We start from the raw sequence: 20,198 nt of genomic DNA on the forward strand, positions 1-20,198 counted from the left end.
TGCGAGCAGCTCCCGTCGGCCAGCACCACGTCAGCTTTGGCGACGGCGAGCCCATACTGCCGGCTGAGGTAGCCTTGGCCACCGCTCTCGAGTTTCCCAGTTCGGATCGAAGGTTGATCAGACAGTTTCTGGCGCGCCGCCGCCAGGCTCGGCCCGTCTAGCTCACAAGGTGACCGGCAGCCGTGACTTGCCCAGTAACACCTACCTTGCCCGAATGAGCGCTTGGTCCAAAACGAATTCATGAGATGTGACCTCGATCGCAACCACGCTGACCCTGAGTGGGCATGGTGCTACGGCTATCATCGCGCTAGTTTAGCGTGGTGACATGGGCAAGACGCTCGATGCAGACGATCGAAGACTGGCTGAGCCAGCTCGGCCTCGGCAAATACCTGGAGGCGTTCGTCCAAAACGACGTCGATCTGCGAGCGCTCCCTCATGTCACTGAACGCGACCTCCAGGAGCTGGGTGTCTCACTGGGACATCGCAAAATTATCCTGGCCGCTGTCACTGGACTTGCGCAGCCAAGTCTCACCGAGTCTCCGGTCGCTTCACGTCCTCCTGAGGGCTCGGCCAGCCACCTCCCTCAGGAACCGACTGCAGACCGGCGGCTGCTTAGTGTCCTCTTCTGTGACTTGGTTGGCTCGACCGCACTATCTGCCCAACTCGACCCCGAAGACATGCATGAGCTTACCCGTCGCTATCAGGACAGTGTTGCAGGCGCGATCACGCGCTATGGAGGCTACGTCGCGAAATATCTAGGAGACGGCGTGCTTGCATATTTTGGATGGCCCATGGCCTACGAGGACCACGCGGAGCGTGCCATTCGTGCAGGCCTTGAGGCCCTCGCTGCGGTCGAGGCTTTTCAGTCCCCCAGCGGCGAGCAATTGAAGGCGCTGATCGGCATCGCATCGGGACACGTGGTCGTCGGCGATATTGCCGGCAACAGCGCAAATGAGCGGGCCTCAATCGCAGGGGATACTCCGAATCTCGCAGCTCGCCTGCAAGCTGCCGCTGCACCTGGCCAGATCATCGTGGCCGACACCACGCGGCGGCTCGCCGGGCAATCCTTTGAGATCGAAAGTCTCGGTGCGCAGGATTTGAAAGGCTTTCGATTGCCGATTGCCCTGTTTGCAGTCCACGGCGAACGAGAAGTGGAAAGCCGTTTCGATGCCGCGCAAACCAGTGCCCTCTCAAAATTCGTTGGCCGCAGCAGTGAAATTGGAATGTTGCTGGATCGCTGGGAATTGGCCAAAAACGGCCAAGGCCAAGCAATCTTTGTATCGGGAGAGGCGGGGATCGGGAAATCGCGCCTCGTCGACGCGCTTGAGGAACGCTTGCATGAGAACCAGCCCGAGTTAATACGACTGCAGTGTTCGCCCTATCACTCCACGTCAGCCTTCTATCCCATCATTCAGCGCCTGAGCCGGCTGGCGGGCCTTTCAGCCGCCGACGAGCCGATGATGCGTGCCGAGAAGCTGCGCGCAATTGTTCAGCGTTACGGCGAAGATCCCGCAGAAGTCGGGTCGACATATGCCGAGCTGCTGTCGCTGGACTTAGCTGGTGAGTTCACGCCGCTCGATCTCTCCGCCCAGCAGCGCAAAGAACTGATCGTCCGCACACTGGCGAACCGGGTGCTGCTCGCGGCGAAGATGGCCCCGGTTTTGTTTGTCGTTGAGGATGCTCACTGGATCGATCCGTCGACCAATGAATTTCTCACAGAGATTGTTTGCTCGTGTGACACAGATTCCGCAGGCCGGGCCAGCGCAAAGAAAAAGCCCGTCGCGGTTTGCGACAGGCTCTTTATAGGACTTCAGAGGACTAGAATTTGTAGCCGATGCCGAGGCGAACCTCGTTGGTCTTCAGATCAACATCGGCATTGGCCGGAGCTCCAAAGGACTCTGAGCCGAAGTCAGTATAGCGATATTCGCCTCGCAGCAGCAGATTGTCGGTCATGGCATAATCCAAGCCGACGCCTATCGTCCATCCTGTAAATGTTTTTCCGAACGAAGTTCCGCCGGGGGCATTACTACTGATGTCGACATCGCCAAACGCAACGCCGCCCGCAATGTAAGGAAGAAAGCGATCAACGGCATATCCTAGGCGAAGTCTTGCCGCCCCGCTCCAATTGAGTTCTTCGGTTGCGTCGAAGCCCGATGGGACACCAGGAGCGGTGAATATTTCGCCGCTGCCATCAACGTTCGCATATACCACGTCCAGTTCCGCACCAATCACGATGTTGTTGGACATCTGATAGTTGTAACCGCCGTAGAGACCTCCAAGGAACCCGTCAGGATCTGGGTCGACAAAGCCCGGTCCACCGATCTGGTCTATATTGCCATTACCCCAAGCATAGCCTGCCTGTAGGCCGATATACCCACCTGTCCAGCTAAAGACCGGCGCGGGTTCTGCAACGATGGCATCGGCAGCAAAGGCCGAAGACGCCAGCAGAGACAACGACAAAGCAAGAAGCAGCTTCTTCATAGGTGATCTCCCCGTAACCTACCCTTTTGTAGCAGAGAGCGCTGACAAATGTAGTTGTATATCCGCCACAGCAAACCGAGATTCAAGTTGCGGTCAGCACGTCCTTTAGTCAGCCGCCAAGCGTCGCGGAGTGAAAGACCGCGTCGAGAATGGCCTCCACGATGCCGACGAACCAGAATGCGACTCAGACGCGCGTTCCTTGCAATTCGAAAATCCTTGCAGCGAAGCGTGGCGAAGGTCTTCCCCGCCGCGTAGATGTTTCACGCGGCGATCAGTCCAGGCTTGACCCCGTCTGGGCCACCACCGATCGGATCTATCAGATCGATGAGCGGCGTCTGACGTGCGCCGGGGGCAGTTCTACACTGGACCTCATGCTGACGTTCATTGAGCACTGGTCCCGTAGGGGCATCTGCGAGTGGCAACGCTAGTTTACGTTGCCCTATCGGACTGTCGAGGCACTGCAGGTCGAAATTGAAAGATCACCGCTTGCAAATCGGCCGCCGCTGTCTTTTGCTCGCGCGACAGTTGCTCCTTGACCGTTGAATGGTTGGCGAACGGATGAACAAAATCGATCGGCGACGGCCAGAGCCCGAAATGGACGCCACCCTGAATGCCGCGCGGCTTGGAACGCGGTTGCGCCTCGCCCGACAGATGCGAGGCATGACGCTAAAGTCGCTGGCCACTGCTGCGAACTGCTCTGAAAGCCTCCTGTCCAAGATCGAGAACGGCAAAGCTTCGCCCTCGCTGCCTATGCTTCACCGTCTGGTCGAGGTCCTAGACACCAACATTGGCTGGATGTTCGAGGAGGTTGACGATGACGAGGCCATCGTATTCCGGGCAGGCGCGCGGCCATTGATCATGTTGGACGCATTGAGGCGCGGCGATGGCATCTCGCTAGAACGTGTCATTCCGTATTCGTCTGGCCACCTGCTGCAGTGCAACATCCATCACATCGAGCCAGAGGGCGAAAGCGAAGGCCCCATCCAGCATGTCGGCGAGGAAGTCGGTTATGTGCTCGCTGGCCGCATCGAGTTGATCGTCGACGGGAAGAGCCATAATCTCGCCGCCGGGGATGCGTTCGTGTTCAGGTCGGAGCTACCGCATCACTACCGCAACATCGGCCAGGAAAGAGCGAGCATTTTCTGGGTCAACACACCGGCGACGTTCTGATCCGCGGGCTGCCATGCAAACTCATTGACAAATATTCAAGCCTCTTGAATTGTTGCCTCGTGCCTGTGCACCAATGGGACCAGCCAAATGAGGTTTGGCCCGCAAGCAAGGGGAATCGCAAATGCGTCTGTTCAAATTTCTCGTCGGTTGCGCCGCCTTCATCGCCATCGGCTCGACAGTCATGGGATCGGCTCTCGCCGACACGTTCGCTCTGGTCAACATCAATCAGCAGGCCCTGTTCTTCAACCAGATCAACGAAGGCGCACAGAAGGCGGCCGATGCTGCCGGCGCCAAGCTGGTCATCTTCAATGCCAACAACGTCCCGAGCGCGCAAAATGACGCGATCGAAACCTACATCACACAGAAAGTCGACGGGATCATTCTGGTCGCCATCGACGTGAATGGCGTGAAGCCTGCGATCACCGCCGCCAAGTCGGCCGGCATTCCGGTCGTCGCCATCGATGCGCAGATCCCTAACGGCGACAACGTTTCATTCATCGGTGTCGACAACACCAAGGCCGGCGCGGATATCGGCAAATTCTACGCCGATTATGTGAAGACCGAGATGGGCGGCAAAGCCAAGATCGGCATCATCGGCGCGCTCAATTCTTTCATCCAGAACCAGCGGCTCGACGGCTTCAAGAAGGCCGTCACCGACAGCGGCGAGGCGATCACCTTCCTCGACACGGTCGACGGTCAGAACGTTCAGGAGACCGCGCTGAGCGCATCGGAGAATTTGATGACCGCCAATCCTGACATGACGACGCTCTATGCGACCGGTGAGCCGGCGTTGCTGGGTGCCGTCTCCGCCGTGACCAGCCAGGGCCGCACCGACGACGTCAAGGTGTTCGGTTGGGACCTGACCAAGCAGGCGATTCAGGGCATCGACGATGGTTGGGTGGTGGCGGTGGTCCAGCAGGATCCGGCCGGCGAAGGAAAGGCGGCGGTCGAAGCGCTGACCAAGCTCAAAAAGGGCGAAAAGGTCGATCCAATCATCAACATTCCGGTGACGATCGTGACCAAGAAGAACGTCGACCAATACCGCGCGATGTTCAAGTAAACTGCACCGACGACCGACCCGCGGCGGCGCTCAACGCAACGCTGCGGTCTCTTTGCCAATTCCGTGGACTCCAAGATGAGCAGTGGCGAGACTTATCGGGTGCGGATGAGCGGCATCTCAAAGCGCTACAACGCCATCCAGACGCTCGACGACGTGTCCCTGACGCTGAAGCCAGGCGAGGTCCTGGGCCTGGTCGGCGACAATGGCGCGGGAAAATCGACATTGAGCAAGGTGCTGTCGGGAGCGGTGATCCCCGACGCCGGCACGATCGAGATCGACGGAATGCCGGTGAGCTTCAGTTCGCCGGCGGACTCGCGTGCAGCACGCGTCGAGATGGTCTATCAGGACCTTTCGCTCTGCGACACCATCGATGTCGCCGGCAATCTCTTTCTCGGCCGCGAACCGCGCCGGCACATCGCGGGCATCTCCTTTCTCGACAAGAAGCGCATGCACGAGCAAACGCGCCAGATGCTCGACCGCCTCGGCATCGTTATCGCCGACACGCGGCTGAAGGTCGAAAACCTGTCCGGCGGGCAGCGACAGTCGATCGCGATCGGGCGCGCCGCCTCGTTCGAGCCCTCGGTGCTGATTATGGATGAGCCGACGGCAGCGCTCGCCGTCGCCGAGGTCGAGGCCGTGCTGGACTTGATCCGCACCGTGAGCGCGCGCGGCGTCAGCGTCATTTTGATCACCCACCGCCTCCAGGATCTGTTCCTCGTTTGCGACCGCATCCAGGTCATGTATGAAGGACGCAACGTCGCCGAGCGGCTGATCGGCGAAACCAATATCGAGGACGTGGTCAACCTGATCGTTGGCCGCAAGTTCAATGCTCGTTCCGCTGCCAGTCGATATCGCGATGGAGCGGCGACATGAGCGAAGCGACCCACTCCGCTCAATCGCGAAAGGTGCGCGAAGGCACATGGCGAGAAGCGATGCTCGCCAATGGCAGTGTCGTATCGATTGCACTGTTCTTTCTTGTCGTTTGCATCGTCTTCTCGGTGGCCACGAACGCTTTTCTGACATCGCCCAATCTGTTGAACATCCTGCGACAGTCGGCGCCGTTGCTGATCGTTGCCGCGGCGATGACCTTCGTCATCACAACGGGCGGCATCGATCTTTCAGTCGGCTCCGTGCTGGCCCTGGTGGCAACGCTGTCGGCGACACTTCTGCAGTTTGGCTTTCCGTGGCCGGCGGTCATCCTCGCCATGCTTGCATTGGGAGCCCTGCTTGGCGCGGTTCAGGGTTATTTCGTGGCTTATGAGGGCATCCCGGCCTTCATCGTCACGCTTGCTGGGCTTTCGGTGATCCGGGGCGTGGCGCTGCTCATCACCGGCGGCTATTCCATCCCGGTCGACCCAGGAAGCTCTTTCACGGTCATCGGCCGCGCCTGGTTCCTTGGCGTGCCGGTGCCGGCGCTGATCGCGCTGGCGATCCTCGCGATCGCCTATCTGGCCTTCAACGAGACACCGTTCGGCCGCTATGTGACCGGAATCGGCGCCAATACCGAAGCGGTGAGACGCGCCGGCGTTAACACGCGGCTGATGACGCTTTCCGTTTATGTGATTTCCGCCACCGCGGCGGCACTTGCGGGGATAATCATTGCTGCCCGTCTCGGATCCGGGTCCTCGAATGCCGGGCAAGGCTTTGAGCTTGAAGTGATTGCCGCCGTCGTGCTTGGCGGCACAAGTCTCTTCGGTGGCCGCGGAACGATTATCGGCACAGTGCTCGGCGCACTTACCGTGGCCGTGATCGGCAACGGCCTGATCCTGGCGCATCTATCGCCTTTCCTGACACCGATCGTAACCGGAACGATCATCCTGATCGCCATCTGGCTGAACTTCCGCCTGTTCCGCGGCGCCGTGAGGAGCCGTTGAGCTCATGAACAGTCTCTTCGATAACGCGCCGCCCAAGCAACGGCTGGAGATCGGGGTCGAAACCGGTCATGTGATGACCGTGCTCGGCCCGGTTCCGGTCGAGGAAATGGGCATTACCCTGATGCACGAGCACATCCTGCTCGACGGCGCGCGCACCTGGAAATGTCCCTGTCATCCGGACGACATGGCGCTCGCCGAGCAGCCGGTGAACATCGAGATCATCGGCGAACTGCGCATGAACCCTTATGTGAACCGCGACAACGTTTCGCTCGACGACAGCGACCTGGCGTTATCGGAGCTCCAACGCTATCGCGCGCTGGGGGGCCACACCGTCGTCGACGCGACCAATCTCGGTATCGGCCGCGAGCCCGAAAAGCTTGCCCGCATCAGCCGCATGTCCGGGCTGAAGATCGTAATGGGCACCGGCTTCTATCTCGAGCACACCCATCCCGAATGGTTTAAGGCGATGGATGTCGACGCGGTGACCGAGTTCATCGTCAACGACGTCGGCGGCGGCGAGACGCAGCCGCCGATCCTGGCCGGCCTGATCGGCGAGATCGGCGTCAGCAAGGATTTCACCGCCGAGGAACGAAAGTCGCTGAGAGCTTCCGCCCGAGCGTCGCGCGTCACGGGCGTGCCGCTGTCGATCCATCTGCCGGGCTGGGAACGCCTGGCGCACGACGTGCTCGATGTCGTGGAGGCCGAGGGCGCCGATCTTCGTCATACCGTGCTCTGCCACATGAATCCCAGCCATAACGATCTGGACTATCAGACAAGCCTCGCCCGGCGCGGCGCGTTCCTGGAATACGACATGATCGGCATGGACTACTACTATGCCGACCAGGACGCGCAATCGCCCTCCGACGAAGAGAATGCGCGAGCGATCGCGGCGCTTGTCGAAGCGGGTTTCGGCGACCGCCTGCTGCTCTCGCAGGACGTGTTCCTCAAGATCATGCTGACCCGCTTCGGCGGCTTCGGCTACGGCTATATCCTGAAGCATTTCATACCGCGTCTGAGACGGCATGGCGTGGAGCAGCTAGCCATCCACTGCATGCTCATCGCCAATCCGAAGGCCGTGTTCGCGCGGCGGACCTAAGCCGCCAGACTGATAACGGAGCTCCAATGTCCAAGAAAAAGATCCTGCTTGCCGGCGAATCCTGGGTGTCGACTGCGACCCATATCAAGGGTTTCGATCAGTTTCCGACGGTCACTTATCATACCGGCGCGGACGAATTGTTGAAGGCACTGAAGGCGACCGATTTCGACGTCACCTTCATGCCGGCGCACGAGGCGCAACGCACTTTTCCGCAAACGATGGATACCCTTTCGGCATATGACGCGGTGGTGCTCTCCGACATCGGCGCAAACACGCTGCTTCTGCATCCCGACACCTGGGTCCACTCGAAGCGAACGCCGAACCGCTTGCGTCTGCTGCGCGACTATGTGAGCGCCGGCGGCGGGCTTTTGATGTTTGGCGGCTACTACAGCTTCCAGGGCATCAACGGCGGCGCGCGCTACCGCAAGACGCCGGTCGAGGACGTGCTGCCGGTGAACTGCCTCGCCGTCGACGACCGCGTCGAAGTTCCGGAGGGCTTTGCGCCGGTGCTGAAAGGCCCGTCGAGCCATCCCATCCTGAACGGTCTCGGTGCCGACTGGCCAATGCTGCTCGGCTTCAACGAGGTGACGCTGAAAGATGGGGCGGAAGTTCTGGCATCCGTGTCGTCGGACTATGGATCACTGCCGCTGCTCGTCACCGGCCACTATGGCAAGGGCCGCACCGTCGCCTGGACGTCCGATGTCGGGCCGCATTGGCTGCCACCGGAGTTCATCGCCTGGGAAGGCTACAAGACCCTGTTCGAACAGATGCTTGGCTGGGCAACCGGCGAGAACTGAGCGATGCACGTCCACGTGATGGGCAACGCCTGCGTCGACACGACGTTTCGCCTTAGCCGCTTCCCTGCTGTCGGCGAGACGTTGAATGCCACCGCCTATGCCGATGGCCTCGGCGGCAAGGGTGCAAATCAGGCAGTCGCGGCAGCGCGCACAGGCGCGGCGGTGACGCTATGGACGGCGCTTGGCAAGGATCCGGCAGGCGCATGGATCAGGAGCCGGCTCGACATGGAGCTGTCGGACGTGCAGGTGAGCGTATTCGACCTGCCCAGCGACCGCTCGACCATCGTCATCGATGCTGGCGGCGAGAACTTCATCGTCAGCGGCGTCGCCTGCAGCCAAGCATTCGATCCGATTGTGCAAACTGCGCTTGCGCGCCGCATTACTTCGGGCGACATCCTTGTCTGCCAAGGAAACCTGCGGGGCTCCGCGACAAATGCCTGCCTGAGGGCGGCACGGGAAAGTGGCACGCGCACCATTTTGAACGCCAGCCCTATCGATCAGGCGGGTCTGGCCGACTTCCGCCTGGCTGACTTGTTGGTGGTGAATCAATCCGAGGCGAAAGCACTGACTGGGCGAAGTGATATGGCGGCGGCGGCCGGCGCGCTTGCCGCGAAAGGGGTCGGGACAGTCGTGATCACGCTCGGCGCCGAGGGATGTCTTGTGCTTGGGCCGGACCAGACACGAACGCTTCCTTTGCCGGCCCCACACGTCGAGGCGCTCGACACCAGTGGCGCCGGCGACGTGTTCTGCGGCTGTCTGGCCGGCGGGCTCGCCAGGGACATGCCTGTTATCTCAGCGCTGAAGTTCGCGCTCACGGCCGCAGCAATCGCGGTGACACGGCCTGGCACATTGTTATCCTGCCCTTCCGCGTCTGAAATGGCGGCGCTCGTCGATCAAACGGAGTTCTCATGACCCAGCCCCCACGTCCGGTCGGACAATCAGGCGGCGACGCGCTCGTCCAGCTTTTTGGCCGCAGCAAGGTGGTGATCGGAGTCGTTCACCTAGCGCCGCTTCCTGGTGCGCCGCGCTATGACGGCGAGGCCGTAGAGGCGATCTATCAGCGAGGACTCGATGATGCGCGGGCCTATCTCGTTGGCGGATGCGACGGCGTGATCATCGAGAACCATGGCGACATTCCTTTCGCCAAACCTGACGATATCGGACCGGAGACAGCAGCCTATATGGCGGTGATCTCGGACCGTATTCGCCGCGAACTGGGCAAGCCGATCGGCATCAATGTGCTGGCCAATGCCGCGATCCCGGCGCTGGCGATCGCCAGTGCCGCTGGCGCGGGCTTCGTCCGCATCAATCAATGGGCCAATGCCTATGTCGCCAATGAGGGCTTTGTAGAGGGCGAATCGGGCCGCGCGGCACGCTACCGCGCCCGGCTGCGCGCCAACGGCATCCGCATTTTCGCCGATGCTCATGTCAAGCATGGCGCGCATGCCATCGTTGCCGACCGCCCGGTGGAGGAATTGGTCAAGGATCTGGTTTTCTTCGACGCCGACGCCGTCATCGCGACGGGGCAGCGCACCGGGCACGCTGGGGATCTAAGTTACATCCGCATGATCAAGGACGCCGGGGGACTCCCCACCCTGGTCGGCAGCGGCGTGACGCCCGACAACGCCAACGACATTCTCGACATCGTCGATGGCATCATCATTGCCAGCGCGTTGAAGTATGAGGGCGTATGGTGGAACAAGGTCGAGGCCGCCCGGGTGAAAACTTTCATGGCAGGGCTCAGGCGATGACCGAGCGGCAAGTCAATGTCACCGGAGCCACTGGGTGCAGAGCTTGTCGGCCGCGAGCGCCGCCTGGCCGAGCTTTAGGCGGCAAATGCGGCTTTTTCTGCAGCTGCTCACGCCACCAGTCCCGCCAAGTCGCTCGTCGGGGCCATGCACGTCAGCGACGTGCCCGTAACGTCACCTCGTCCAACAGCCTCACCAGCGCGCTGCTGCCCTGTTCATGCCGCCTGCTGCGGGCCGAACCGTCAGTCTTTGATCGCGGCTGCGCAGGATGTATTCATTAATTCGCAACAAAGCTCTCGTCATTGGATTGTGATCGGGCCAGGCTTCCCATCGGTGCCGTCAGCTCCTTTGACGCCATCCTCACCTTTTGGGCCTGGGCCCGCGCCGGGGCGACCTCCACAACCTTGATGGCCACCGTCGCCGCTGCCGCCAGGCCCACCAGGCCCACCAGGACCAAAAGCGCCGCCAGGAGCACCCTTTCCCGGAAGAGTCTTTCCATCCTTACTCACGACGACCAGCTTTGCGAGTGACTCACCACCATCTCCAATCTGGGCAATGAGAACGCCGCCGTTTCCACCGGAGCCCCCGGGAGTTCCATCGCCACCGCGCCCTCCCCTGCCCCCTGGACTAGCGTCATGGCCGCCGCCACATCCACGAAAACCTGACTGAAGGCCCCGTCCCTTCGCATTTCCTCCTCCCGGACCTCTGGTGCCAGCCGTGCCGTCTGTGCCCGGAACTCCGTCTTGTCCTTTGAGATCGATTCGAAGCTCGCCCTCACCAGTCAATCGATCTGCTTTGATCAGAACAGCTCCGCCCGAGACTCCATTTTCTCCCGATGCTCGAGGGGGGCCGCTGCCATCAAATGCGATGATTTCTCCTCCGCCCGCCGCTATGTCTACTTCGTCGGCATCGATCGTCAACGATTGGCCGTGCGTAACTATACGACTTCCAGGCTCAAACTTGACGACATCTCCTGTCATCGTTCGGTCCCCCTCCAGGGACACGGTCCCGACAACAGAGAAGACTTTCTTCGGATACGCAGCAACACCCGTGCAGATGCCGCGGCTCGTTTCAATCATGACCATCAAGTCCAGTTTTGGCTCTGGCTTACAAGGAGATCCTATACCGCCTTCCAGAACTTTCGCCCCCTTCGGGATGCCTGGTTCACATGATCCATTTGTCACCATGACACGTCTAATTTCGGGAGCGGCGCTTTCAAGTTCGCCGTCAGTCCGCCGCCATCTTATGGTAAGTGAAGACGGGTCGCGGCTGAGAGCACACTCTAGAGCTCCTGTGTTTGCAGTTGCTTGAATGCAGGCGACATAGGCGCTCATCGCGCCTGGGGCGACCTGTCTAAGATAGCTGTAGCTCGCAGCTTCAAATGCCGCATTCCTCGTATTGTTCGAGCAGTTCTCTTCTTTCCACTGATCAATATTTTGTTTATTGAAAGTTCCGCCGATCTGCAAAGGAACCCCATAAACAACTGCTCCAACATTTAAGCCTGCGGCAATTGCCTCGTCATGGCTCGAAAATTTAAAGCTACATTGCCAGGCGGTCGATGCCTCGCTTGAGCCAGAAGCGTTTCCACTTTGAGTGATCGTCATCAGTGCCGCTCTGAGAGGCACGGCACAAATATGCTCTTCCGCCGCATATGTGGCCGTAATCGTTGACACAAGTAACATAGTTGTCGCAAGGCTGTGTCGCAGCATGTTCTTGGTCTCTTTACGGGCTCGAGAACTCTCCCCATTGACACTTATAGCACCATTACATGAACGACGATAGGCACCAAAAGCGCAGCATCACCCCCCCCAAAAAACCGCTTCGGGGGACGGACCCGTCGCGCGGTTGGGGGGGCGAAACCTCGCATTACGGAGGAGGGATTACCGACCGCGGGCAACGCTTATAGCCGCACTGCCAGCCAGCGGCGGGGCCAAGGCCACAACCGGTCTTCACGCTTCGCCCGATCCCCACGTCCAAAACTATGGCCCCCAGCCACCCGAGAGCAGATAACTTGACTCTAAGTCAGGCAAAATGGGAGTTTAGATCAGTTCAATTGGAGACTGGTCCTGTGACGCTTCTGTCTCGTTGTTTTTTGGCAATTATCTCCGTCACTTGCACGATGTCCGCAGCTCACGCGGACTTTTGGAAAGACGCCGTCAACGTTATAACTGATCCGCTCAAGCTTGACGCGGGGACGGAAAATCTAATTCGCGCGGTTGAGCGGACAGATCTGATGCTCAGGGATTTGAAGAAATCGCTAGATGCGTCTGGCCGAGAGGTCGACAAGAATATTCGCGATTATCTTGGTAGTGCCGACTTAATAATCCAGAAAACATTTGAACGAGGAGATCTCACGATAACAGCTGCTCTGGCTCAGCTTTCCGATCTTGAAGGAAAGATTATGGCAGATGCAGGAAAACTGATTCAATGTTCGGCCGCTACTACCTTCGATCAGATGCAAACTGCTTTAGCAAGGTCTCTAAATACTTTGGGAGAGTCTCGCCCTCGGTTTGTAATTTTCGGATTTGAATTTGGGGCTGTTGAGGTTACTCCCTTGGACATCACGAATCCTATAGAGTCCTATGAACGCTTGAAGGTCGCCGCATTCAGACGACTGGATTCGCTAGAGCCTTCCAGTGAGGCTAAAATTGTAGAATTCATCTATGGCGACATGCAGCGGGTGGCTGAGCTAACGAAGTGTCATTATGAAGCCGAAAATGAACTGCGCTTGAGACTACAGCGTGATATTTATGAGTATCGGCGTCTACACCAGGTGTGGGCTGGATTGGTCCATTAACTCCTTACGAGGATGTATGAACATGCGATATAAGGCTCTAGTGCTAATTGCGAGTGTTGCTGCATTGAGCGGATATGAGCTGGCATTCAGTCAGAGCGAGGGGACTTGTAGCACCGTGATGGATTGCGCCCAGAAGGCTATGGAGGCTGCCTTTCAGGCGAAGAAGGCCATTCGCGTGGCTGTTCCGAAGGGCTCGGTCATAGCATTCAACCTTGACAGCTGTCCGGATGGTTGGCAGCTGTTCCAGCCGCTCGTTGGAAGGGTCGCGGTTGGCGCAGGCGTAGACGTCACAGGGGTCCTAACAGCGCGCAAACTCGGGGACAAGGGTGGTGAGGAGCTACACACTCTGACCGTAGAAGAGTTGCCGAAGCAGGCAGTAGAAGTAAAGGGGGTGGCGTCGGCAAGCCGGAGCGACAGATATAACGCGGGCGGCAGCGATTATCCTGTCATTACGAAGTCGGAGGGCGTTTTTCCCACCGACGGTGGAGGAAAAGCACATAACATCATGCAACCCTACTATATTCTGACCTACTGCGAGCGCACGTGAGTGACAGCGGATGCACGCCTGCCGCGCCTCTCCACCGACTGTGATTGCGGTCGGTATATAATGAGCCCAAGCGCGACTTGCGAGCGCCGCTACAGCAGCAAGAGGCAGGCAACGGCGACGCATCCGCTTGACCTCAACGTCGTTCATCTAAGTCGCGGGTGGAACTCAGCGATGGAAGACCAGTGTGACATCGCATCTATCGAATTTGGGCCTCAGCTCTCTCGAGGCATTTCCAGACGTTGTGAGGCGGGCTCGCGCTGGCGTTATCAAAGGCTTTGATCTTGCTACCGTTTCCCCTGAGCGGGACAGGTGCTCAATTCCACGCGCACGCGCATGCGTGCCATTCCACAAATCCATGGAAATGCGTTCCAGCCTGGCGGTCCAAGTCGACGGTGATCTAGGGAATGGAGGCGCATTCGAACCTCAAAACAGCCTTTTCCAGCAGGAACGACCACATATTGGCCGATAGCGTTGTCCATGGCGAGGACTGTTTCGGTGTGACGGATAGCTCCAGCCCCTTCTGCTGCACATATCACCTGGACACTAACGCGATCCTCGACGCAGAAATTGCCAGCGCCACCGGGTGCAACAACCTCGACAATTGTTTCGGTAGCCATGACGTCCTTACACGTTTGCCCTTGCGCGATGCTTGTCTGTGTCGCGAACATCAAGCAGGCTGGGAGCGCCAAGGCTAACTGACTATTCAGGAAGGCCGTCATCTCACGGAACATCGCCTCTCCATAATGCGCCAGGGACCCATGTGGCGCGCACTAGTTTTTGTGGGCCAAGGGCTTAGGCGAGCCAGTTCAACTCAACGGTAAACGCGGCGGGGTTCTGCATCTTTCACTTCTTGGACACCTCAATTCCTATCGCGAGGGTTCGGTTATTCTAAGTAGATTCGCCCTTCGTTTACAGCATCGCAATTGTCTGCCACCTAGGGACAATCAGGGAGATTCTCTCGTAGTTGCAGTTGAGACTGTGCCAGCCGAGTAAGAGCTTCGCACAAGCCACTCTGTGCTTTTCAGGGCGACGCTCGCGCCATACGCAGAACAAACGCGTGTTTCTGCAAATGGGTCCTTCGCGCTCCCGATGCGGCGTCTCTTGCAGCCGGAAGTGCGGTGTGGCTCAAATTAGTCACGACCCAGTAGGGACTACTCGGAAATGGAAGGAAGGTCTCGAACCTCCATTCGCTGCTACGCGACTTTAGCAGGCTGGCCTGGCGGATAGCCGCGGCCCTAGTATGGAAGGAAGCCACGATGGAATAGAAGTCTCCCTTCGGACCCGTCTCTGCGGTCTGTGGAATGGATGGCGGCGCCGCGGGCACAAGAGATGCGTCAGCGGGTGCATTGTCCACCACCTCTGGCAAGGGTTCATCTAGTCTGCCGGGGATCTGCCAGCTATCAACTTCCTTGTCGTCGTTTTTCCATACCGCAAGCGCTCCCCTTATCCGAGCGTCGATACGCTGGAGTTCCCGATTCGCCTTGCGCGCTTCATCAAGGGATTTCCCCTTCACCTGAAGGGACTTTCGCGCTACCTCGACGGCGGTTTGCAGGCTCTTATCCGCAAGTTGCCTACGAATATCCTGAAGCTTGGTGTCTAGATCGGCAATCGCCTTGTTAGCTTCCTCGATTTTGACGATCAGATTCGTTCTAACGTTGTCACGCAAATCTCGTAACGAGTTTTCTGCATCATTCGCCTGCTTCAGTAGGTCGCTGCGAGCCCTATTCGGAATGTCTCGAACTTTCTTGACGATCTTGCAAAGCTCTTCAAAGGGCCCCAATGCCTCGCACACTCTATCCTCAAACTCCTCCACGACCGTCTCCGGCATTTGAAGTGCTTGGTTTCGAAGTTGCTGGACTTGTTTCTCAAGCTGAGATTCTTTGTCAGCTAAGCCGCTCAGCTGGCTCGTCAGATCGTCGACCAACGCTACCTGTGCGTTTCGAAGGTCTTTGTATCCCTTGTCAACAAAATCGTTGGCCTTCCGAAGGCCGCGTTCCGCCTCATCAAGCGCCTTTCGTTCTAGATCATTCGCGGCCTCGGCGAGTTGAAGTATCTCGTTTGAATGCTTGAGTGATGTTGCCACTGGATCTGCGTAACTCAGGAAGCGATCCAGCAATTCGTCAATCACGTCTTTTCGCACCCGCATCTTGTTGTAGAGCGAGCCCACGAAGGCACAGTCCCAACCCATGCTGTGTTGCTTCTTCCCGAACTCCTCGCCGGGATGCTTCTCCCAAATCCAATGGCCGTTGTCGGAAGTTTCACCCAACGCAGGACAGCGGTCCAAAATCGAAGCTCGAACATCGGGCGTGGGCCCCAGCGCAAGCAGCGCGAAGAAGGGATTTTCCTTGTTTCGCTGCCAAATGATTTTCGCCGCGAGATTTATGGAGATCGGGTCAGTGCCATCGGAGAAGCTTGCGTTCAGCACACCTGGCAGTGCGTCATCGACGTCCGGCAGATCGGGAAGGTTGTTGAGCTTCAGACCGGGGTTCCTGATCATCATTCTGATCAGCACACGCACAGCGTCGAGGTGAAGAGGATAGTGATCCGGATCAAATAGCGACATAAATACGATCGGGGGGCCATCGATGGCTTTCGACATCGGGACGAGCGCTGCTGCGACCTCTTTCGCTCCTCTCATGGCTGCCCTAGCATTGACGTCCCAATCACTCATCCGCGAGGGAGGGGCAACGTTAAGCGCGTTGTTGACGGCAGCAAAATCGAGCGTATCCCAAGGTCGAAGCGCGCATTTGCCGCCATATTTGCCGAATATTGCGATGGACCCTGGATCCTGACCGTTTCCCATATCCTCCGGGCATACACGCGGCCACTCGACGGCACTACAATCGTAGATGTTTTCGCCTTCTACCTTACACAGCTTCGTTGTCGTAGCCAGATTGTCAAGATAACTTAGCCATTTATTATATCGCGCAATGTCATGTTTCTTAAGTGTGTAAAGAAGAACGCCCAGATTCATGTCTGGCGAGAACCCATAGGCACATCGATCGTTGAAGATGTTCTTTTTCAACGCGGGATCTTTGCAACGCGTGGCCCACATCCACCGACGATGGGGAGAACGAAAATAGCGGCCTGTGTTGTCTTGAGCCTCGGCGACTGCCCTGCAACCCTCCTCAATCCCGCTGGCGCATAGCATCCCATTATAGGTCGTCTGATCGCCATCGTCACAAAGCGTGTCAGGATCCTTTCCATCGAATTGGTCGTGACTGATTTGCTGTTCCTTCGTTACAGGCCCCTTCGAAGGAAAGGGGTGGAATTGTCGTCGAATTCCCCAGCATCTGTGACCCAGCCTGACCTGACCATCTCGACCTCGAGCGCCAAGCCCCATCCAATCCCGTATGAGGTCGTCCGGAATGGGCTCGCCGACGTTGGTCACCGGCCAAGACGGGAGCAGATCCAGAGCCCCGCCATAGGCTGGCAACGCAACCGTTTCTGCCATGGAGAGACAGCCAAAAAAGAAAGCTTTGATTGCTACGGCTTTGCACATGCCATGACCCCTCGTCGACAAAGTCGCGATGCTAGTCAATACGGCGTTGTAGCCTATTTGCGATGCATATATTATCTGATTGATATTCGCAAGAGCAATGCAAAGCCAATTCAATTCTCTCCTGTGCTTGTTGTAACGACTGGCGCTGCCAAGCCGACAACGCTGCAACCACCAGTGGTTATTCAGATATTGTTCGATATCTAATCGAATCTTTGGCGGCCCGCTAGCGTTGCTGACGACGAGTGCCCATCCCCTGAACAGCCGCCATCTCTTAGTTTTTTTGGAAGCCGGTGCCCCGAAAAGGAGTTACTGATTTTCGGAAATTCGACTATCCTGATAGAGCGCCAGCTGCAGTTGTATGCTGATCCTACGGACATCGTTCCCAGCCATCAGTCTCGACTGCAGAACTGAGGAGGGAGTATCCCCACGGTCCTACCGGATTTAGGAGGCGAATATGGTGGTTCCAAACCGAATGATCGTCGGCCTCGTTGTTGCGGTTGGTCTTGTTTTTTCGTCACCTGTTCCCGCAGGATCCGGCAAGGACGTTTTGCATGTTGTCGACCTTTGGGTTGATGCATTCAACAGTCGCGATGCTGCAGAATTAGAAGCTCTTTACGCGTCGAATGCTAAAGTCATGCCGGCACATAAAATGGTTGTCGTAGAGCGCATAGATTGGGCTGACTTCATCAACGCCAATGTTGGCAAGACGATTGCACTAAAGGCTCACGGCGTCGACATAGAGGGTAACGTCGCATATGTTTCGGGTGTTTGGGACCTTTCTCGAAAAGAAAAGGGCTCAGTTCACGAGGCCGCGGGCAACTGGACGATGGTATTGAGGCGGAAAACAGGCCGATGGCTCATCGTGCTCCACATTTGGAACGAAGTTAGACACGCTAGGCTGCCGCCAAAGCAGTAATAGGGTCCCTGCTAGGCAACTAACCCGATGTGTGGGCGGCTTGGGATTTTATTAACGAATGGATCGAATGGGTTCCGAAACGAATCGAGCCAGTTGCGTCGCTCAATCAGCGTTCTTTCAGCAGCGGCAATACGGCCATCTCGCTCCAATTCGGTTGCAGGGAACTGATGCAGTCTCCGCAATACGTGATCGTGTTATTGCCTGCTGCCGCTATTGAGACTGAGGCGGGCATACGCAGGGAGAACGTCAGTTCCTGCGCTCCTATTCAGCAACGCTTAACGGGAACGCGCCGGGTTGCCCGACCTGCACAGTGATATCGTTGGCCCATGCCACCGCGGAACGTAAAAAGCATCGGCGGAAGGTGACGTGGCAGCGAGCTTGGTTAGTTCGGCCCGCCCCTTTCGGCCTGACCGCGCCACTCGCATTCTGACGCGTGCAGAATCACGGGGTCCATCGACGACAAATGGACATTTGAGTGCAATCAGCAGCTCTCTCAGCCGGAGGGTTCGTAAGTTCGCGTGTCGAAATCGGTCGTTCACGTTCGAGAAGGTCAGTTCGAACCCAATCTGCCGGATCATGGACAAGGGTCGAAATCGCGCTCCGCACGAGGGGTAGTGCACCGGGACCTCATCTCTACCAGCAGTTAGCGAGTAAGGTTTTGGACTTGAGCGAGCCTTTTCCGAGAAAAAAACGCGGTGCTTTCCGCGTCCCTTGGATGTTGCGAGTTCGTGTGGTTTTACTGATCATGTCGACGCAGCGCCCCAGATCCCGGGCGTGCTCATTCGATGGAGGCGTGCATCATGCCAACAGAACAGCGCTCGGCCCGGTTAGCTGTGTTGATCGACGCCGACAACGCGTCTGCGAAAATTGCTGATGGATTGTTCGAGGAGATCGCCAAGATCGGCGAAGCGAGCGTTCGGCGTATTTATGGAGACTTCTCCAGCACGCGCTCTAAAGCCTGGGCTGACATCTTGTCCAAGCACGCCATCATTCCGCAGCAGCAGTTTGCATACACGACCGGCAAAAATGCGTCCGACATCACGCTCGTCATCGACGCGATGGATCTCTTGCACAGCGGCCGCTTCGACGGTTTCTGCTTGGTGTCATCCGATAGCGACTTCACTCGTCTCGCTGCGCGGATTCGCGAGCACGGTGTGGACGTCTTCGGATTTGGCGAACAGAAGACTCCCGAGAGTTTCCGGCAGGCTTGTCGACGATTCATCTACACAGAAAATCTTCTTCCGGAGGCGACCACGAATGATACCAGCGCCAAGGCTAAGAAGCCACTGGAGTCCCTGGCCCATGCGTCGAAAATCTTCAAAAGGATTATGGCCGAGATGGAGACGGATGACGGCTGGGTCAGCCTCGGATCCGTGGGCAGCGTGCTTGCCAATGTCGCACCCGATTTTGATCCGCGGACATATGGGTTCAAGAAGCTCAGCGATCTGGTCCGCAAGATACAAGCACTGGATGTTGGCCAATCAGATGCCGGACACATTCGCGTGCGACTGAGGCCAGTCCCCTCCGCAAGGCAAGCTGGAAAATAGAGGCGTGTTCGATCGGACTGGACGCATTGGCGCCACGGACAAAGGCTGACGCCAGCATTGTCAGGGCGCCGGAGGGCAGGAATTCCGCGATTGGATCTTGAGACACGCGGCGCCGTCACCGCTGGTCACGGAACCCTAACGACCTCCATCCATGGGGATCTCCTGTTGCGGATAAAGTCCGTTGGCCCCCCGGATCCCCGGTGAGCGTTGTCATCCGGCCTGGCAAAACCGAAACCTGATTGACGCGTTGGTTCCTCACCCCCGCACAATGGTCCGGATGGAGGCGGATGTGCAGCAATACAGCGTTCGTCTTTTGCCGTGAGTCTATCAGCACTTGAATCCAGTGAGACCTTTGAGGCTTCTGACGTCGAAACGAGAGTATGTGACGTTGCGAGACGCCGAAATTGGGTGGCGGGGTCTATAGGTAAGCTGAGGCAAAGGCGAGACATCCCGGGTTGCAGTGAGGCCAGCACGGCCCCACAAGGCTTCGTCGTTAAACTGAGGAATGTGGCCAGCAATCTAATCGTATTTTTGTTACTTTGCGGAGATCGATCTTGTCGATACGAACTTTTGCTGCTTTTCCTATGTGATTCTAAGGCAACAAGATTCGTAAAATACAATGAGTTTTTTCGACAGGCCGATTCTTAACGCTCCTTACGCGCC

Annotated in this window: 15 protein-coding genes and 1 pseudogene; 13 read left to right on the forward strand and 3 right to left on the reverse strand. The window is 57.9% G+C overall.

Translation table 11 applies throughout. The features are described 5' to 3' along the window. Window positions 1-341: 341 nt before the first annotated feature. Window positions 342-1,712: pseudogene (locus CK221_RS01830) on the forward strand (adenylate/guanylate cyclase domain-containing protein); the annotation flags it as partial. 106 nt (window positions 1,713-1,818) lie between these two features. Here CK221_RS01830 and CK221_RS01835 read toward each other — a convergent pair. After that, window positions 1,819-2,481 carry an outer membrane protein gene (locus CK221_RS01835; RefSeq protein ID WP_095776445.1) on the reverse strand — a complete coding sequence of 221 codons (663 nt, stop codon included), beginning with the start codon at window positions 2,479-2,481 and terminating at the stop codon, window positions 1,819-1,821. A 558-nt stretch (window positions 2,482-3,039) separates the two neighbouring features. On the opposite strand from CK221_RS01835, the gene CK221_RS01840 reads away from it, so the two are divergent. From CK221_RS01840 to CK221_RS01875, 8 genes are all read left to right on the forward strand, one after another. Further along, entirely contained in the window at window positions 3,040-3,651 is a 612-nt protein-coding gene (locus tag CK221_RS01840) for a cupin domain-containing protein (protein ID WP_095776681.1), read from the forward strand. A 121-nt stretch (window positions 3,652-3,772) separates the two neighbouring features. Beyond that, entirely contained in the window at window positions 3,773-4,711 is a 939-nt protein-coding gene (locus tag CK221_RS01845; RefSeq protein WP_095776446.1) for a substrate-binding domain-containing protein, read from the forward strand. Between the two features lie 75 nt (window positions 4,712-4,786). Next, window positions 4,787-5,584 (forward strand): ATP-binding cassette domain-containing protein, encoded by a 798-nt coding sequence (locus CK221_RS01850; RefSeq protein ID WP_095776447.1) that lies wholly within the window; start codon window positions 4,787-4,789, stop codon window positions 5,582-5,584. Then, the gene (locus tag CK221_RS01855; RefSeq protein ID WP_095776448.1) at window positions 5,581-6,585 is read left to right on the forward strand and encodes an ABC transporter permease; all 1,005 of its coding nucleotides are present in this window, start codon (window positions 5,581-5,583) and stop codon (window positions 6,583-6,585) included. Before CK221_RS01850 ends, CK221_RS01855 begins: the two co-directional genes overlap by 4 nt. A 4-nt stretch (window positions 6,586-6,589) precedes the next feature. Next, complete coding sequence (locus CK221_RS01860; RefSeq protein ID WP_095776449.1) at window positions 6,590-7,681, forward strand: phosphotriesterase; 1,092 nt, start codon at window positions 6,590-6,592, stop codon at window positions 7,679-7,681. Between the two features lie 26 nt (window positions 7,682-7,707). After that, window positions 7,708-8,478 carry a glutamine amidotransferase gene (locus CK221_RS01865; protein ID WP_095776450.1) on the forward strand — a complete coding sequence of 257 codons (771 nt, stop codon included), beginning with the start codon at window positions 7,708-7,710 and terminating at the stop codon, window positions 8,476-8,478. An 18-nt stretch (window positions 8,479-8,496) separates the two neighbouring features. Continuing rightward, window positions 8,497-9,390: a ribokinase gene (locus CK221_RS01870; protein ID WP_348628422.1), complete on the forward strand. Its 894-nt coding sequence runs from the start codon at window positions 8,497-8,499 to the stop codon at window positions 9,388-9,390. Further along, the gene (locus CK221_RS01875; protein WP_095776452.1) at window positions 9,387-10,229 is read left to right on the forward strand and encodes a BtpA/SgcQ family protein; all 843 of its coding nucleotides are present in this window, start codon (window positions 9,387-9,389) and stop codon (window positions 10,227-10,229) included. The genes CK221_RS01870 and CK221_RS01875 overlap by 4 nt, the downstream gene beginning before the upstream one ends. A gap of 274 nt (window positions 10,230-10,503) precedes the next feature. Here CK221_RS01875 and CK221_RS30550 read toward each other — a convergent pair whose 3' ends face one another. Continuing rightward, window positions 10,504-10,725, reverse strand: a complete 222-nt coding sequence (locus CK221_RS30550; RefSeq protein ID WP_095776453.1) for a hypothetical protein — start codon at window positions 10,723-10,725, stop codon at window positions 10,504-10,506. Window positions 10,726-12,294: 1,569 nt separating this feature from the next. On the opposite strand from CK221_RS30550, the gene CK221_RS01890 reads away from it, so the two are divergent. Beyond that, window positions 12,295-13,023, forward strand: a complete 729-nt coding sequence (locus tag CK221_RS01890; protein WP_143749004.1) for a hypothetical protein — start codon at window positions 12,295-12,297, stop codon at window positions 13,021-13,023. A gap of 16 nt (window positions 13,024-13,039) precedes the next feature. Beyond that, complete coding sequence (locus CK221_RS01895) at window positions 13,040-13,570, forward strand: hypothetical protein (protein WP_095776456.1); 531 nt, start codon at window positions 13,040-13,042, stop codon at window positions 13,568-13,570. 1,021 nt (window positions 13,571-14,591) lie between these two features. On the opposite strand, the gene CK221_RS01900 is transcribed toward CK221_RS01895, so the two are convergent. Then, window positions 14,592-17,072 carry a hypothetical protein gene (locus tag CK221_RS01900; protein ID WP_095776457.1) on the reverse strand — a complete coding sequence of 827 codons (2,481 nt, stop codon included), beginning with the start codon at window positions 17,070-17,072 and terminating at the stop codon, window positions 14,592-14,594. 454 nt (window positions 17,073-17,526) lie between these two features. On the opposite strand from CK221_RS01900, the gene CK221_RS01905 reads away from it, so the two are divergent. Both CK221_RS01905 and CK221_RS01910 read left to right on the forward strand, forming a co-directional pair. Beyond that, window positions 17,527-17,988 (forward strand): nuclear transport factor 2 family protein, encoded by a 462-nt coding sequence (locus CK221_RS01905; protein WP_095776458.1) that lies wholly within the window; start codon window positions 17,527-17,529, stop codon window positions 17,986-17,988. 800 nt (window positions 17,989-18,788) lie between these two features. Then, on the forward strand, window positions 18,789-19,535 hold the full coding sequence (locus CK221_RS01910; RefSeq protein WP_095776682.1) for an NYN domain-containing protein: 747 nt from the start codon (window positions 18,789-18,791) through the stop codon (window positions 19,533-19,535). Window positions 19,536-20,198 lie beyond the last annotated feature (663 nt).

It is taken from the genome of Mesorhizobium sp. WSM3868 (genome assembly GCF_002294785.1).
GTDB lineage: Bacteria > Pseudomonadota > Alphaproteobacteria > Rhizobiales > Rhizobiaceae > Mesorhizobium.